This window comes from Hyphomicrobium sp. DMF-1, assembly GCF_027886585.1.
In the GTDB taxonomy this organism is placed as follows: domain Bacteria; phylum Pseudomonadota; class Alphaproteobacteria; order Rhizobiales; family Hyphomicrobiaceae; genus Hyphomicrobium_C; species Hyphomicrobium_C zavarzinii.
In genome coordinates, this window is the sequence record NZ_CP115706.1 from 1,856,439 (window position 1) to 1,872,462 (window position 16,024).

Here is a 16,024-nt window from a genome sequence, read left to right on the forward strand (position 1 = left end):
ATTCTTGCATCTGCGCCTCTGCGTCAGGGTGAGGCATTAATCTTTGTAAATCAGGGGCTTCCATGCGGCGTGCGGCGGCCGTCCAGAGGCTCGAGGAGCACCAACAACGGCGTGGCATTTTCGCATCAACGAGGGGGGAAAACAGTGTCGCACGACCCTCAGTTCTTGATCAAATCATGCCGGGCCAGTACCCAAATATTCGGCTCGTTGCCGAACAAGCATCAGGAGATAAGACCATGCAGGGTGTAAAGGGGCTGATCGTTCTTTCGGCTGCCGTTGTCGCTGTTGCGCTCGGCGCTTGCCGTCGTGAAGAAGCGGCGCCGTTGAAGCTCGGCGTCGAGGTTCCGACTGCCACGGAAGTGGCTCGCTAACGTCCGAAATTTATTTTGGGACACAACAGGAGATACTACCATGAAGGGCGCTATCGTTCTCGCTGCCGCTATCGTTGCTGTCGCTCTCGGCGCTTGCCGTCGTGAAGAGGCTGCTCCGCTCAAGCTCGGCGTCGACGCTCCGGCTGTTGCCGACGTTCGCTAAAGCGAATTCAAAGTTGGCTTGGGCGTAAGCTCTGGCTGACTTGGAGAAAAAAGAGCTGTCGTAGCGAATGCTGCGACAGCTCTTTTTCTTTTTGGGCACGCTCATACGAGTGCGGGAGAGCTCCGCTCGCGCATGGTGGTTTTCACCTGCGCCGTTTGCTGCAAGGCCATGCGTGGCATTGGTGATCCTTTCCCCAGGGGAATTGATTGGGATCGCATTCGTTGCTTGTCGCCGCGAACCAGATCGCTCATTTTCGCGGCTGAAGCGTGCCCGGGGGCAAATGCCGTGGCGGCTCATGCCGTTCGCGTCCGACTGTCCCTCGACGGTCCAGAGAGACACGGGCGACGCATTCGGGAAACGCTCGGGAGCAGAGGGCGGCAGGCAAGTCTTGCGGATTTCGCATGCGCCGCGGGCCAACGGAGACGGCCACTCCGATGGTCATTTGCCGCACTGGGTAGAGTGGGTGGCCACATTTTCGTACGATCGCTCGGTTATTTCCGTCGGTCGTGGGGATTATTTGGTTCCGGTGTGCATCGCGCTGCGCCGTCGAGCCGATGAAAGGATGATGTTTATGGCGCCTGTTTCTCGGGCCTCGAAGTTCGCTAGCGCTCTGCTGCTTCTCGTTGCGGCCGCGGCCATGGCAGGCTGCGCGAACACTCAGAACGATCCTTCGTCTCAGCTCGGCCCGGACGGCAAGGGTCCGGTCACGCCCGGCACGCAGCGCGATTTCAGCGTGAACGTGGGCGACCTCGTCTATTTCTCGTCCGACAGCAGCGACCTGACGCCGGAAGCTCAGTCGATCCTGCAGAAGCAGTCGCAGTGGCTGCGCCAGTATCCGCAGTTCACGATCACCGTCGAAGGCCACGCCGACGAGCGCGGCACGCGCGAGTACAACATCGCGCTCGGCGCCCGGCGCGCGACGACGGTTCGCAACTATCTCGCTCAGAATGGTGTCGCAGCGAATCGCATTCGCACGATCTCCTACGGCAAGGAACGACCGGTGGCGGTGTGCAACGACATCTCGTGCTGGTCGCAGAATCGCCGCGCGCAAACGGTGCTCAACAACCGCGTCGCGTCGTAAGGGCGTCTCTGCGCGATCCGCTCAAGTCCTCCATAGGATATGATTTAGAGGCCGTGACGGTGCATGGCCTCTGCTCGCACTGTGTTGCAAGCCGGCGGTGTGAGCGATGTGCGTCACACGCCTCCGTCTCTTAACGAGACGCGTTATTTTTCCGCTCAAACCGGCTGTTAGGTGGCAAAGTTTAGCCGCATTGCGAGCGCACAGGTTTTCCCGACTATCTGGGCGTTTGGCTCTATCCGGGCGCTCGCGGAAGGTGAGGATGCCATCCATGCGCAAGCGGGGCGCGGCGGACGTCAGCAAACTTCGGATCACGATCGCCGCAAGCGTCTTGGCGGCCGCGAGTGTGCTCGGCGGCGTGGCGCAGGTCGCGCAAGCTCAAGACAATCAAGAATTTCGCGAGGTTCCGATCGGCACGTTCACGATTGGCAAGCCGCATGACGGCTTCTCGGTCGTCGAGCCGCCGGCGGGCGTGCCGGAAGCCAAGGACGACGAATCCGACAACGGCAGCGGACGCTGGTTTTTCCAGCGATGGGAGAAGACCTCGCCGCCGCAGGATGCGCCCGCAGACCTCTACAGTGACGCGATGAAGGCGCTCGACGCCGGCCATACGGACGAGGCACAGCGCCTGTTCGAACGCCTCGTCGCGGAAGCGCCGGCCAGCACCGAGGCCACCGAGGCGCGCCAGCATCTCGGCCGAATCTATCGCGGCGTCGCCGCCAAGCCCTCGCAGCCCGCCGAGGCCGCTCCTGTTGCCGGCTCTCCGCTCACGAGCCCGGACACAGCAACCGGCGCGCTGCCGTGGTCGACGCAGGGTGCGCCAGCCACGACGGCTTCGGTGAACACCGCTCCGGTGCTCCCGCGCTCCGTGCTCTACCGGGCGCGCGTATCGTCGGCGATCGACGGGCAATTCCTTTCGGATGCGGGTGACCGGGTGTTCTTCAGCGCCGGGAGCGCGAACCTCGGCGTGCGGGCGCGGGCTGTGATCCAGGCGCAGGCGCGATTCCTCATTCGCCATCCCGAGCTTTCGGCGGCCGTGGAAGGCCACGCGGATGACGGCGCGCTGCCGGATGCCGAGACGCAGAGGCTTTCTGACGAGCGGGCGGCCGTCGTGCGCGACCGGCTGATCGCCGAGGGGGTCGAGGCCGACCGGCTCACGGCCTATGGCCGGGGGCGGGAGGATCGTGTTTCCGACTGTCCGGCGCCCGAATGTCTGGCTCAGAACCGGCGTGCGATCACCGTTCTTCTGGATGGGCGGCTGTTGCTGGGCGACGGCGCCATACGCCGCGTCCAGGGAGAAAGCTCGGATTTGGGGTTTTCGCCCACACAGTGAGCCCGCGGCGGGATCGTTCAAGTTGACAAGCGCGTGTGAAGGACTGACAGCAGGGCCGATTGCGAGCACCATGGCGGAGAGGTCCGCGCACGGTGCGGCATCGGGCTCTGCGCCATGGTCTTCGCCGAAGGCGCGACCTAAGGTGGGCCCGAAATTCGCGATTTGAGTTTCGCCGGTGATCCGGCCGTTTCAGGGAAGGAGGGCGTTTCGCCCATGTATTCGGTCAAGTCCTTTTCCATGCGGCGCTCGTTTGGAGCTGCGGCCGGCGTTCTGCTCACGGCGCTGTGGTGCGCTGGCGCAGCCACGGCCCAGACGGTTCAGAGCGAGCAGCTTCCGGATGTGAAGGGCGCGCAAGGAAAGGCGCAGAAGGCGCCTGCCGCGACGGCCCCGGCGGGGGGCGGCGAGTCTGCCGGTTTGCGTCAGCGTGTGGAGCAGCTCGAGGAGCAACTCGTCGATCTGCAGGTGGTGATCGGAACCCTCGAATCCCTCGCGCGCACGGGCGGAGCTGCGCCGGCTCCGGTGCGTTCGGAGGCCAGTGGCGGTGTGGCGGCCGGCGATCGCGCCCGGCTCGATAGCATTGAGACACAGATCCGTGCTCTCACCGCGCAGGTCGAGCAGCTTGCGGGCGAGGTGCGGGCCCAGCAGGCTGCTGGCGGGCAACGCCGCTCGGATGCGGGCGGGGCAGCTCAACCGGGCTTCGACCAGCCGCAAACGAGCCGCTTCGGCTCGACCACTGTGACCTCGGACAACGCCGATCCAATCGGGGCGCTCGCCGACCCGAATTACGCGCCCGGTACACAAGCCGGTGCGCCGCCCGTGCCTCCTTCGACCTACGGCGCCGAAACTCTCCCGCCGCCGGGTGGGGCTGCCACTGGCGGCAATCAACTCGCGGCCGTGGATCCGGCTGCTGCGGGCAATCCGAAGCAGCTCTATGAAACGGCTTACGGGCATCTGCTTCAGCAGGACTATGGTGCGGCCCAAGCCGGGTTTCGCGATTTCCTGAAGTCCTATCCGCAGGATCCGCTGGCGCCGAACGCGCTCTATTGGCTCGGCGAATCTCACTACGTGCAGCGGAACTACGCGGACGCGGCGGAAGCATTCGACCTCGTGATCTCGGCCTATGGCACCAGCGGCAAGGCGGCCGATGCCCAGTTGAAGCGCGGCATGGCGCTGGCGCAGCTCGGCAAGCGTCAGGATGCCTGCACGAGCCTGCGTGCGGTCACCTCGAAGTATCCGAACGCGCCGGCGCATCTCAAGGCGAAGGCGGACAGCGAGCGGCAGAGGATCGGCTGTCCGTGACGGCGCCGGCGGCCCGGTGGGGAGCATGACGGCCGCTCCGGGCGACATCCTCCTGCGTGGACTGCGTCCGGGGAGCAGGAGCGGGCTTTGAACGAGCGCCCCCTTCACGATCATTCATTGGAAACTCTGTTCGCGCCGCTGCTGGCGCCGTTCAAGCGCGTGGTGCTCGCCGTGTCCGGCGGCTCCGACAGCATGGCGCTCATGGTGCTCGCGGCGCGGTGGATTGCGTCCGGCCAGGCGCCGCACGATCTCGTCATCGATGTCGCGACGGTCGATCATCGGCTGCGTGCCGGGTCGTCACGCGAGGCGGACTGGGTCGCGGACCGCGCGAAGGCGCTGGGCTTTCAGCATACGACGCTGGTGTGGAGCGGCGACAAGCCGGACGCGAGCATCCAGGAACGGGCGCGCGAGGCGCGCTATGCCTTGCTGGCCGCGCACGCACGCGGCGGGGCACCTTCGGCCGTCGTGACGGCGCACACGGCCGACGATCAGGCCGAGACCTTGTTGATGCGCCTCGGCAGGGGCAGCGGCCTCGACGGCCTTTCGGGCATGGCGCCGTCCCGCCTGCTGCTGCCGGACGGCTCCGTTCATCTCGTCAGGCCGCTGCTCGGCCTTTCGAAAGAGCAGTTGGCCGGAACTCTCAAGAAGACGGACGGAGCGTGGCTCGACGATCCCTCCAACGAGCGGCTCGATTTCGAGCGGGTCCGGCTGCGGATGGCCCGTGAGCATCTCAGCGCGCTCGGCCTTTCCAACGAGAAGCTTGCGCTCAGCGCGGCGCGTCTGCTGCGAGTGCGCGATGCGCTCGAGCAGATCACGGAAGCGCGGCTCGCGGCCCTCGTCGACCAGCACAACGGCGTCTTCGCATCGGTGGCGCAAGAGGTCTGGCGGGGCGAGCCGGGCGAGGTGAGGGTGCGTATGCTCGCCCGTCTCCTGGCGGCCTTTGGCGGCGATGCCAAGCCCGCCCAGCTCTCCCAGGTGGAGGCGCTCGAGGCTGTGCTCGCGCAGGGCATGCCTTTCGCCCAGACGCTCGGCGGCTGCATCGTCTCGCAAGGGCGCACGACGCTGCGGCTTTATCGGGAGCCCGGGCATCATGCGCTTCCCGAGATGATGCTGTCTCGCGGCGGGGAGGCGCTCTGGGATTGGCGGTTCCGGGTGCGCTACGAGCCGCATCAGCCTCTCGAAGGCGAGGGTGACGGCGAAGGGGAGGCTGGCGGCGCGCCGGCCCCCATCCCGCAGGCGGTGAGTGTGCGACCGCTCGGGCTGGCCGCTTATGCAACCCTAAAGGATGGTCTTTCCCCCTATTCCCGGCCGCCGGCACGGGCCGCGGCGGGCTTGCCGGCTTTTTGGGACGGGGACCGGCTGCTTGCGGTACCCTCGCTGCAAAGCGACAGCCGGTTTACGGCACAATTCCTGGGGCTCAAGCGTGGCACGCGCTGAAAGGGGCCGCAAAGGCAGCTTCGGCGGGCCATTGTTGAACGCGGTGTCGATATCCTTCACCAATCCGCAGCGTTACCTCGTCATAGAGGCAGATGCGACCGGCAATAAACTTGGCAAACAGGATCGCGGCACCTATCTTACCATCCAGTTAGACGCGGATCGTTCCGGCCCCTCGGTATTGGGCCGGTTTTTTGGGAACACAGATGAATCCGAACTTTCAGAAGCTTGCGATCTGGGTAGCCGTGTTCGTGCTGCTCGCCGCGCTCTTCAATCTGTTCAACAATCCGTCACAGAGCCGTCGCGGGAGCGAGATCAGCTACTCTGATTTCCTGAGCGCGGTCGATGCGGGCACCGTTTCCGAGGTGACGCTGGCCGGAAACCGCATCTACGGTACGATGCGGGAGAACGCGACGCCCTTCACCAGCTATGCGCCCGCGGACCCGGGCCTCGTGGAGCGGCTGAAAGCCAAGGACGTCAAGTTCAAGGCTCGCCCGTCGGACGAGGACGTGCCGTCGATCCTGTCCGTCATCCTCAACTGGTTCCCCATGCTGCTGCTGATCGCGGTGTGGGTGTTCTTCATGCGCCAGATGCAGTCCGGCTCCGGCCGGGCCATGGGCTTCGGGAAGAGCCGTGCAAAGCTCCTGACCGAGCGGCAGGGCCGCGTGACGTTCGAGGACGTGGCTGGCGTGGACGAGGCGAAGTCCGATCTCGAGGAGATCGTCGAGTTCCTGCGCGATCCGCAGAAGTTCCAGCGGCTCGGCGGACGCATTCCGCGCGGCGCGCTTCTGGTCGGTCCTCCGGGCACCGGCAAGACGCTGATCGCGCGTGCGGTCGCGGGCGAGGCTAACGTGCCGTTCTTCACGATCTCGGGCTCCGACTTCGTGGAAATGTTCGTGGGCGTCGGCGCAAGCCGCGTGCGCGACATGTTCGAGCAGGCGAAGAAGAACGCGCCCTGTATCATCTTCATCGACGAGATCGACGCGGTGGGCCGCCATCGCGGCGCGGGTCTCGGCGGCGGCAACGACGAGCGTGAGCAGACGCTCAACCAGCTCCTCGTGGAGATGGACGGCTTCGAGGCCAACGAAGGCATCATCATCATCGCGGCCACCAACCGGCCCGACGTGCTCGATCCCGCGTTGCTGCGTCCCGGCCGTTTCGACCGCCAGATCGTAGTTCCGAACCCCGACATCATCGGCCGCGAGAAGATCCTGCGCGTGCATATGCGCAAGAGCCCGATTGCTCCGGATGTCGATGCCAAGACCATCGCACGCGGCACGCCCGGTTTCTCGGGCGCGGACCTCGCGAACCTCGTCAACGAGGCTGCGCTGCTCGCCGCGCGCCGCAACAAGCGGCTCGTGACGCAGGCGGAGTTCGAGGACGCCAAGGACAAGGTCATGATGGGCGCGGAACGGCGCTCCATGGTGATGAGCGAGGAAGAGAAGCGCAACACGGCCTATCACGAGGCGGGACACGCCATCGTGGGTCTGTCGGTGCCTTATGACCCGCTGCACAAGGTGACCATCATTCCGCGTGGCCGCGCTCTCGGCGTGACCATGAACCTGCCGGAAGGCGATCGCTACAGCCGCACGCGCCAGTGGTGCGAGGCGCGGCTTGCGGTGCTGTTCGGCGGCCGCGAGGCGGAGATCCTGCTCGGCGGCTCGGACAACGTCACCAACGGCGCGACCGGCGACATCCAGATGGCGACGCAGCTTGCGCGCGCCATGGTCATGGAGTGGGGCATGTCCGACAGGCTCGGACGCGTGCGCTACAACGGCAACGAGCAGGAGGTCTTCCTCGGTCACTCGGTCACCCAGACCAAGAACATCTCCGACGAGACGGCGAAGCTGATCGACGAGGAGATCCGCAACCTCATCCACGCGGGTGAGGAGAAGGCGAAGAAGATCCTGACCGACAACATCGACAAGCTGCATGCCGTCGCCAAGGCGCTGCTCGATTTCGAGACGATCTCGGGCGAAGAGGTGTCGGCGATCATGCGCGGCGATAAGATCATCCGCCGTGACGACGACTCTTCCAAGGGCTCGGCTGGCCCGGCTGTTCCGACCGCAGGCCGCACGCGCCCGCGCGAGGAGCCCGGCACCGGCGGCATGGAGCCTCAGCCGCAGGCTTGATGCCTCACTGGGTGCTCGCTTAAGAGTTCGAACGGCCGCGAAGGGTTTCGCGGCCGTTCTCTTTTCGGGGTCTCATTATGCAACGCTCCCTCTATATCCGTCCGCTCGGGATCTATGCCGCGAGGCAGGGAGACCAGACGCTCGAGGCCCAGCAGGAGATCTGGGGCGGTCTGCCGCTCGCGGGCGGGCCACTTGCCTTCTCCGCGCTCGAAGTGCTGGAGCGTGGTCCGCGCGGAACGTCGCGCCGGACCATCGGCCTCGGAGACCTGTTCGAGCGCGACTGGGGGCGGAACACGCTGGCCGCGTCCGATCTCCTTGAGCAAATCCGCGCGCCCAGGCCCCGGCTCGCGGGGCTCTCGCTCGATCGTCCGCGCATCATGGGCATCGTGAACGTGACGCCCGACAGTTTCTCCGACGGCGGGCAGCACGATACGGGGGGAGCGGCGGTGGCGCACGGTCTCGCGCTTGCGGAGGCGGGAGCCGACATTCTGGACATCGGCGGCGAGTCGACGCGTCCCGGCTCGGATGCGGTGCCGGTGGAGGAGGAGCTGAGGCGTGTCATACCCGTGATCGAGGGGCTGCGCGCAAAGACCGACGCGTTGATCTCCATCGATACGCGCAAGGCGGAGGTGATGCAGCGGGCGGCGGCGGCGGGAGCCGACATTCTCAATGACGTCTCCGCGCTCACGCACGATCCGGCGGCTCTCGACGTGGCGGCGGAAAGCGGGCTGCCGGTCATGCTGATGCACGCTCAGGGTGATCCCAAGACTATGAACGACAATCCGCAATACAGCGACGTGGTGCTCGACGTGTTCGACTTCCTGGAGCAGCGCATCCGCGCCTGCGTGGAGGCGGGCATTCCCAAGTCGCGGCTCATCGCGGATCCCGGCATCGGCTTCGGCAAGCACCTCCATCACAACGTTGCCGTGCTGAATGCGATGAGCCTCTATCATGGGCTCGGCGTGCCGGTGCTGCTGGGCGCGAGCCGTAAAAAGCTGATCGGGCAGCTTTGCAATGTCGAAGCACCTCGCGACCGCGTGCCGGGGTCGATCGCGGCGGCTCTGCACTCTGTTTCGCAAGGTGTTCAGATCGTGCGCGTGCACGATGTCGCGGAAACGCGCCAGGCGCTCGCGGTTTGGGAAGCGGCGCAGGCGGGCTCGGAGGCGAATCTGGTCTGATGGGACGAGGCGGCGCGTGCATTTTTTTTGCGCCGGACGTGCCGCCCATGCGTGGTCTTCGAATCCGTCAATAATTTCAGTTCAAAACGGCATCGCAAACCGGCTGGGGTTTGTGCGCCAAGGTGTCTTGGCGCTGGGGCGCGGGCGGCTTAAAATCGCAGCCGTAAGATCAGTTGAGCGCACAGCGGCCCGATAGCATCCGGGGCTTGTGACAGGCAAAATTTGGAATCGTTTTTCAGGGCACAAACGTGCTCTAAAGTTCCTTTCCAGAGTCGGGTGTAGCGGGCGGCGGTCGAAACGATCCTCCGGTCAGGCTCTGGTTCAAAGCGTAGACACCGCTTCGCGGCAAGAGGCTGGGGAGCCTTTGCGGGGCGCGGTCACGGGGTTGATCTTCCGTGTGAGGGAACAGATGACACGCCGCTATTTCGGGACCGATGGCATTCGGGGCTTGGCGAACAAGCATCCGATGACGTCCGAGGTCGCTCTCAAGGTCGGCATGGCTGCCGGCAAGCTTTTCCAGAGCGGCACGCACCGCCACAGGGTCGTCATCGGCAAGGATACGCGCCTCTCGGGCTATATGCTGGAGGCGGCATTGATGAGCGGCTTCACGTCCGTCGGCATGGACGTGTTCCTGCTGGGGCCGATGCCGACGCCTGCCGTCGCCATGCTGACGCGCAGCTTGCGCGCCGATCTCGGCGTCATGATCTCCGCGTCCCACAACCGCTACGACGACAACGGTATCAAGCTGTTCGATCCGGACGGCTACAAGCTCTCCGACGAGACGGAGCTCGAGATCGAGCGTCTGATAGATGGGCCGAGCGAGCAATTGCTGGCGCCGGCGGACCGCATCGGCCGGGCCACGCGCGTGGACAGCGCGCAGGAACGCTATATCGAGTTCGCCAAGCGGACGTTGCCGAAGAACCTCAAGCTCAACGGCCTGCGCATCGTGATCGATTGCGCGCACGGAGCCGCCTACAAGGTGGCGCCGGAAGCGCTCTGGGAGCTCGGCGCCGAGGTGATCAAGATCGGCGTCGATCCGAACGGGCGCAACATCAACTACAAGTGCGGCTCCACTTCGCCCGAAGCGCTGATCGACAAGGTGCGCGAGATCCGGGCGGACATCGGCATCGCGCTCGACGGCGACGCGGATCGTGTGGTGATCGTCGACGAGAAGGGCAACATCGTGGATGGCGACCAGCTCATGGCGGTGATCGCCGAAAGCTGGCACCGGCGCGGAAAGCTCAGCGCGGGTGGCATCGTCGCGACGGTGATGAGCAACCTCGGCCTCGAGCGCTATCTCAAGTCGCACGGCCTGTCGCTCGTGCGCACGCCGGTGGGCGATCGTTACGTTGTCGAGCACATGCGCCGTCACGGCTACAACGTGGGCGGCGAGCAGTCCGGCCATATCGTGCTGTCGGACTTCACGACGACGGGCGACGGTCTCGTGTCGTCGCTGCAGGTCCTCGCGTGCGTGGTGGCAACGGGCAAGCCGGTTTCGGAAGTGTGCGCGCGCTTTACGCCGCTGCCGCAGGTTTTGCAGAACGTGCGCTATGCCAACGGCAAGCCGCTCGACGACAATCGTGTCCGCCGCGCCATCGAGGGCGCGAAGGAGCGGCTGGGCGATGCCGGACGTCTCGTCATTCGTCCTTCGGGTACGGAGCCTGTGATCCGCGTGATGGCGGAAGGTGACGACGAGAAGCTCGTCAACACTGTGGTGGGCGACATCGTGGAAGCAGTGAAGGCCGCCGCGCAGGCTGCGTAGGGCTTCAAGTCTTAACGAAATCTTTCATCGACGACTGTGTGACACCCGTGCCGCAAGGTGCGGGTGTCGCCATGTTGTGCGCACTGAAACGGCACACCGCTTAAGTGTATATTAAACGTTCTCCGACAGAGTCCTTCGAAGGAAGTGCTGCGTCTGTTTAAGGCCCGCGTGCCCATGCGCGGCCGCATTCGAAAGGGACAGTCATGAGATTCTCACGCGTTTGCGTCCTCGCGGGCGCAGCGGTCAGCGCAGCTATTCTTTCGTTCTCCGTCGCGCCTGCACAGGCTGCCGATCTTGGATACGGAAGCGTGAAGGACATTCCGCCTCCGCCGCCGTCGGGCCGCGCCTGGTATCTCAAGGGCACCATCGGTATGAAGAACGCCGAGCCGGGTTCGATCTGGACGAGCGGCGGCGGTACGGAAGGCCCTGGCTACCAGAGCGGCAACTTCACCGTCGATCACGCAGACATCAAGAGCACCGCGCTCTACGGCTTCGGTATCGGTGTCGAGCACAGCCGCTGGCTGCGCTTCGATGTGACCGGCGAATATCGCGGCAAGCAGCTCTTCGTCGCGCAAGACCGGTACCATGGACCTGGCGCGCCTTACGTCAACGAATATACGGCTGACATCGAGAGCTGGCTGGGCCTCGCCAACGCTTACATCGATCTCGGCACCTGGCGCGGCATCACGCCCTACATCGGCGGCGGCATCGGTATCGCCTCGCTCGACGTCCAGGGCTTCAAGGACGTCAACGTCGTGAACAGCACCATCTATCTGGGTGACAAGGACAAGACCACGACGAACTTCGCGTGGGCTCTCTATGCCGGCATCAGCTACGACGTGACCCCGCAGTTCACGCTCGACCTCGGCTATCGCTACACCGATCTCGGCAGCGTCGATACTGGGCGTGCAACCGACTACACGGGTACCCGCTGGTACAACGGCCTCGAGATCCGCGACATCGTCTCTCACGATCTCCTGTTCAGCGCGCGCTATCGCCTCGATCAGCCGCAGCCGGTCTACCCGGTGTCGTTCAAATAGGAATAGAAGGCGCGGCCCGACGTATCGTGTCCCGGGCTGCGTCTTCGTTGGTTTTCACCGCTCGAACGGGGCTGGCTGTTGCCGGCCCCGTTTCGTTTTTCGGTACGGTTAACGGATGTGCGCCGGTGCGGACACTGACGTGTCGCACGCTCGTGAGAAAAGGACGCCCCGGCCATAATTTGGTCTCGAAACGGCCGCACACGAGCCATCGGATGGCTGCCGCGCTTCGGAGCATAAACGCCTGAGCAACCGTGGCGACGTATGCCATATGCCTTCATCTCAATCTCACTTCCAGCGGAAAGGTCGCGCCCCGTGAAGCAAGTCCTTGTTGTCACGCTTCTGTCTCTCATGGCGAGCACAGGGCTCGTGCGCGCCGCCGAGGTCGATGCCCAGTCGCGCGTCGATGCGGTGACCGTGTTCCCGATGGGGGCCGAGGTTCTGCGTGTCGCCAAGGTGCAGCTCGAGAAGGGTGAGCACACGCTTCTGTTCAAGGATCTGCCGGCGAGCGCGGTCGAAGGCTCAATCCGCGTCGAAGGCAACGCCACGGGCAAGCTCGAAATCGGCTCCGTCGATACGCGCAAGCTGCTCGTGCCGCGCGCGGATGCGGAAGTCTCCGCCACGGAGCGGCGCAAGATCGAAACGGAGATCGAAGCGCTGCGCGACGATCGCGCCAGGCTCGATGCGCTGGTGCAGAGCGCGGAGACGCAGAAGACGCTCATCTCCAATCTCACACAGCTTCCGACGCGGCCGGCGCCCACGGCGGGTGCGGAGCGCGGCGAGGATTGGTCTGCGATCCTGGCCTTGATCTCGGCAGGCTCGGCGGACGCGCAGCGTACCATCCAGGATGCGCAGGTTCGTATTCGCGAGACCGACCGCAAGATCGAGGATCTCGAGAAGTCGCTCGCGTCGATTGCCCCGGAGAAGACCGAGCGTACAGAAGCAAAGGTGTTCGTGGTGGCGCAGGCCCCGCTCGAAGCGGACATCACGATCCGCTATCAGGTTTCGCATGCGTCCTGGACGCCTCTCTATGATGTGCGTCTCGCCACGGGCGCCAAGACGGTTGCCCCCAAGATCGATCTCGCGCGGCGCGCTTCGATCAATCAGAAGACGGGCGAGAGCTGGGACAACGTCGCGCTCACGCTTTCCACGACGCGCCCCACCGCCGGGGCTGCCGCGCCGGATCTCAAGCCGTTGATCGTCGATTTCGAGCCGGAGGTGCGTCCGGCGCCTCCGCCGCCTGTCGCGATGCCGACGACCGCTCCCGCAGCGGGACGCGCCATGGCGCCGGAGGAGGCCGCCCCGCAGCTCGAGGCGGAAGCCCGCTTCAAGGACAACGACGGCCTTGCTGCTCCGGCCCCCCGCAAGAGGGCGGCCTTGGCGGAGCGTCCGGCGGAGGTCGTGCAGGCGCCGTTCCACGCGCTCTATGCGGTGCCGGGGCGGCTCACCATTCCGGAGACGGGGGAAGCCAAGCGCGTTCAGCTCGGCGCCGAGACCATCGAGCCGCAGCTCGCGATCCGCGCGGTGCCGAAGGTCGATGCCAAGGCCTATCTCTATGCCAAGTTCACGCTGCCGAAGGGGTCGCCGCTACTGCCGGGCTCCGTCGCGCTCTTCCGTGACGGCACGTTCGTCGGCACGGGGCGCTTGCCGCTGCTTTCGCCGGGCGAGGAGCACGAGCTCGGCTTCGGCACGGACGACCTCGTCCGCGTGCGTCATGCCGTTGCGCAGGAGACGCGCGGGGAGACGGGCCTGATCTCGACCTCGCGCACGGACAGCCGCAACTACGTGCTGTCGGTGAAGAGCATGCACGAGCGTGCGATCGCGCTCGCGGTGTTCGATCAGATCCCGGTTTCGGCCAACCAGGACATCAAGGTGGAGCTGACGGGCCGGACGACGCCGAGCAAGCAGAACGTCGACGACAAGCGCGGCGTTCTCGTGTGGGAGGGCAAACTCGAACCGGACCAGGAGCAGACCATCGAGTTTGGTTACCGGGTCTCCTGGCCCTCCGCTAAGTCCATAATTTACCGGCAATAATCGCGCAGGCGCGGTTGCGGCTGCACGACTTTGGTCGGAGTATTTCTGTCCCGGGAAATCCTTCCTGCGGAGCCGTGCGGGCGGTGGCGGATAGTTGTTGGCCAGGGCCGCGACCGACGCTAAATGTAAATCAGATGGTTCCGGCCCCGGCTCGATCAGCCGGGGCCATTTCATGAGAATTGGTGGAAGACATGGCTAACGTCGTGGTCGTCGGCGCGCAGTGGGGCGACGAGGGGAAGGGCAAGATCGTCGATTGGCTCTCCGAGCGGGCCGATGTGGTGGTGCGCTTCCAAGGCGGACACAACGCGGGCCATACGCTGGTGATCGGCGACAAAACCTACAAGCTCTCGCTGCTGCCTTCGGGGGTGGTGCGCGAGGGCAAGCTCGGCATCATCGGCAACGGCGTGGTGGTCGATCCCTGGGCGCTCTCCGCCGAGATCGAGAAGCTCAAGGCGCAGGGCGTTTCCATCACCCGGGACAACCTGCGTATCGCGGAGAACGCGACGCTCATCCTGCCGTTCCACAGCGAGCTCGACGTGATGCGCGAGGACGCGGCCGGAGACGGGAAGATCGGCACCACGGGGCGCGGCATCGGGCCGGCCTACGAGGACAAGGTGGGGCGGCGCGCGATCCGCGTGCAGGATCTCGCCAACGTCGACACGCTCGGCCCCAAGGTCGACCGTCTTCTGCTGCATCACAACGCGCTTCGCCGCGGCCTCGGCAAGCCCGAGATCAGCAAGGACGCGGTGATGGCGGATCTGCAGGAGATCGCGCCCAAGGTGCTCGCTTACGTGGATGTCACGTGGGATCTGCTGGACCAAGAGCGGAAGGCGGGTAAGCGCATCCTGTTCGAAGGCGCACAGGGTGCGCTGCTCGATGTGGATCACGGCACGTATCCGTTCGTCACCTCGTCCAATACGGTAGCGGCGCAGGCCGCGACCGGGTCCGGCATGGGGCCGGGCTCGCTCGGCTTCGTGCTCGGCATCGCCAAGGCTTACACGACGCGCGTGGGCGCGGGGCCGTTCCCCTCAGAGCTCACCGACGAGATCGGCGAGACCATCGGTGTGCGCGGCCACGAGTTTGGCACGGTGACCGGACGCAAGCGGCGTTGCGGCTGGTTCGACGCGGTGCTGGTGCGGCAGGTGGCGAAGGTTTCCGGCATCAACGGCATCGCCTTGACGAAGCTCGACGTGCTCGACGGTTTCTCCGAGATCAAGGTGTGCGTCGGCTACAAGCTCGACGGCAAGAAGCTGCAGCGTCTTCCGGCGTGCGCGCACGCGCAGGGGCGTGTCGAGCCGGTCTACGAGACGTTCGAGGGCTGGTCGCAGTCGACGCGGGGCGCGCGGCGCTGGGCGGACCTTCCGGCGCAGGCGGTCAAGTATGTCCGCCACATTGAGGAGCTGATCGAGTGCCCGGTCACGCTGCTCTCGACGAGCCCCGAGCGCGACGACACCATCCTGATGCGCGATCCGTTTGCGGATTGAGGGCAGTAGGCCTGCGCTGACTGGGTGCCGTCAGCGGCCGGAGATCTGGCCGCTGAAGCTTGCGAGCGCCCCGCTTTCCAGCTCGAGCGCGAGAATGCGCTGCGGGTTCACGGGGCCCGGGAAGGTGATGGTGCCGGGAGCCACGGGCTTGAAGCCGAAGCGACCGTAGTAGGGCTCGTCTCCGACCAACACCATGAGCTTGAGGCCCGCGGCTTTCGCGGCCTCGATCACTTCCGTGACCAAGGCACGGCCGTAGCCCTGGCCTGCATACTCCGGCGCGACGACGAGCGGCCCGAGAAGGATTGCGCCTTTCTTTCCGCCGATGGAGATCTCGGACATGCGGAGAGCCGCGATCAGCCGGTTGTCGTCGGATGCGGCGAGCCGGCAGAAGCGGGAGATTTCGGCGCCGGTGCCCTTCTGCTCGCGCACGCGATAGGCCGTACGCGCGAAACGGCCTGGGCCGAACACGCGGTCGTGCAGGGCGGAGATCAGAGGGATGTCTTCCGGCGTCGCGGGCCGGCTCAAGACTTTCGAGAGCATCGGGGGCAGATCCTGGGCTGAGTGCGGACGGCTATCTTTCAATGCGCATGGCGCGACGAGCGCGCTCGTCGCGGCGGCATCGGTCTCAGGCTCGCGGATAGACTGCTCATGGGCGGGGCTTTAGCACGGGGTCCGGGATGGGTCCAGACCCTTGGTCCGACGTCGTAAATCGTCGCATA

At 65.4% G+C, this 16,024-nt stretch carries 13 protein-coding genes; 12 read left to right on the forward strand and 1 reads right to left on the reverse strand.

The features are described 5' to 3' along the window. Window positions 1-236: 236 nt before the first annotated feature. The 12 genes from PE058_RS08390 (at window position 237) to PE058_RS08445 (ending at window position 15,305) form a co-directional block, all read left to right on the forward strand. Entirely contained in the window at window positions 237-371 is a 135-nt protein-coding gene (locus PE058_RS08390) for a hypothetical protein (RefSeq protein WP_020086874.1), read from the forward strand. Between the two features lie 40 nt (window positions 372-411). Beyond that, the gene (locus PE058_RS08395) at window positions 412-534 is read left to right on the forward strand and encodes a hypothetical protein (RefSeq protein WP_020086873.1); all 123 of its coding nucleotides are present in this window, start codon (window positions 412-414) and stop codon (window positions 532-534) included. A 571-nt stretch (window positions 535-1,105) separates the two neighbouring features. Then, entirely contained in the window at window positions 1,106-1,615 is a 510-nt protein-coding gene (gene pal / locus PE058_RS08400; protein ID WP_020086872.1) for a peptidoglycan-associated lipoprotein Pal, read from the forward strand. Between the two features lie 268 nt (window positions 1,616-1,883). Further along, window positions 1,884-2,945, forward strand: coding sequence for an OmpA family protein (locus PE058_RS08405; RefSeq protein WP_020086871.1), 1,062 nt, complete (start codon window positions 1,884-1,886; stop codon window positions 2,943-2,945). Between the two features lie 213 nt (window positions 2,946-3,158). Beyond that, window positions 3,159-4,244: a tol-pal system protein YbgF gene (gene ybgF / locus PE058_RS08410; protein WP_020086870.1), complete on the forward strand. Its 1,086-nt coding sequence runs from the start codon at window positions 3,159-3,161 to the stop codon at window positions 4,242-4,244. A gap of 87 nt (window positions 4,245-4,331) precedes the next feature. Further along, entirely contained in the window at window positions 4,332-5,681 is a 1,350-nt protein-coding gene (gene tilS / locus PE058_RS08415; RefSeq protein WP_271030328.1) for a tRNA lysidine(34) synthetase TilS, read from the forward strand. Between the two features lie 203 nt (window positions 5,682-5,884). After that, window positions 5,885-7,810 (forward strand): ATP-dependent zinc metalloprotease FtsH, encoded by a 1,926-nt coding sequence (gene ftsH / locus PE058_RS08420; protein WP_020086868.1) that lies wholly within the window; start codon window positions 5,885-5,887, stop codon window positions 7,808-7,810. 77 nt (window positions 7,811-7,887) lie between these two features. Next, entirely contained in the window at window positions 7,888-8,988 is a 1,101-nt protein-coding gene (gene folP, locus PE058_RS08425) for a dihydropteroate synthase (protein ID WP_271030329.1), read from the forward strand. A gap of 409 nt (window positions 8,989-9,397) precedes the next feature. Next, window positions 9,398-10,750: a phosphoglucosamine mutase gene (glmM, locus tag PE058_RS08430; protein ID WP_020086866.1), complete on the forward strand. Its 1,353-nt coding sequence runs from the start codon at window positions 9,398-9,400 to the stop codon at window positions 10,748-10,750. 203 nt (window positions 10,751-10,953) lie between these two features. Next, window positions 10,954-11,790 (forward strand): outer membrane protein, encoded by an 837-nt coding sequence (locus PE058_RS08435; protein WP_271030330.1) that lies wholly within the window; start codon window positions 10,954-10,956, stop codon window positions 11,788-11,790. A 312-nt stretch (window positions 11,791-12,102) separates the two neighbouring features. Then, entirely contained in the window at window positions 12,103-13,821 is a 1,719-nt protein-coding gene (locus PE058_RS08440) for a mucoidy inhibitor MuiA family protein (RefSeq protein ID WP_271030331.1), read from the forward strand. 191 nt (window positions 13,822-14,012) lie between these two features. Continuing rightward, window positions 14,013-15,305: an adenylosuccinate synthase gene (locus PE058_RS08445; RefSeq protein WP_020086863.1), complete on the forward strand. Its 1,293-nt coding sequence runs from the start codon at window positions 14,013-14,015 to the stop codon at window positions 15,303-15,305. A 30-nt stretch (window positions 15,306-15,335) separates the two neighbouring features. Here the strand turns inward: PE058_RS08445 and PE058_RS08450 are convergent, their stop codons facing one another. After that, the gene (locus PE058_RS08450) at window positions 15,336-15,845 is read right to left on the reverse strand and encodes a GNAT family N-acetyltransferase (protein WP_020086862.1); all 510 of its coding nucleotides are present in this window, start codon (window positions 15,843-15,845) and stop codon (window positions 15,336-15,338) included. Window positions 15,846-16,024: the final 179 nt, after the last annotated feature.

Coding starts and splice junctions, on each gene's coding strand:
- PE058_RS08395 (WP_020086873.1), top strand. CDS start 412: ATGAAGGGCGCTATCGTTCTCGCTGCCGCTATCGTTGCTGTCGCTCTC.
- PE058_RS08390 (WP_020086874.1), top strand. CDS start 237: ATGCAGGGTGTAAAGGGGCTGATCGTTCTTTCGGCTGCCGTTGTCGCT.
- glmM (WP_020086866.1), top strand. CDS start 9,398: ATGACACGCCGCTATTTCGGGACCGATGGCATTCGGGGCTTGGCGAAC.
- ftsH (WP_020086868.1), top strand. CDS start 5,885: ATGAATCCGAACTTTCAGAAGCTTGCGATCTGGGTAGCCGTGTTCGTG.
- PE058_RS08405 (WP_020086871.1), top strand. CDS start 1,884: ATGCGCAAGCGGGGCGCGGCGGACGTCAGCAAACTTCGGATCACGATC.
- folP (WP_271030329.1), top strand. CDS start 7,888: ATGCAACGCTCCCTCTATATCCGTCCGCTCGGGATCTATGCCGCGAGG.
- ybgF (WP_020086870.1), top strand. CDS start 3,159: ATGTATTCGGTCAAGTCCTTTTCCATGCGGCGCTCGTTTGGAGCTGCG.
- PE058_RS08445 (WP_020086863.1), top strand. CDS start 14,013: ATGGCTAACGTCGTGGTCGTCGGCGCGCAGTGGGGCGACGAGGGGAAG.
- PE058_RS08435 (WP_271030330.1), top strand. CDS start 10,954: ATGAGATTCTCACGCGTTTGCGTCCTCGCGGGCGCAGCGGTCAGCGCA.
- pal (WP_020086872.1), top strand. CDS start 1,106: ATGGCGCCTGTTTCTCGGGCCTCGAAGTTCGCTAGCGCTCTGCTGCTT.
- PE058_RS08450 (WP_020086862.1), bottom strand. CDS start 15,845: ATGCTCTCGAAAGTCTTGAGCCGGCCCGCGACGCCGGAAGACATCCCT.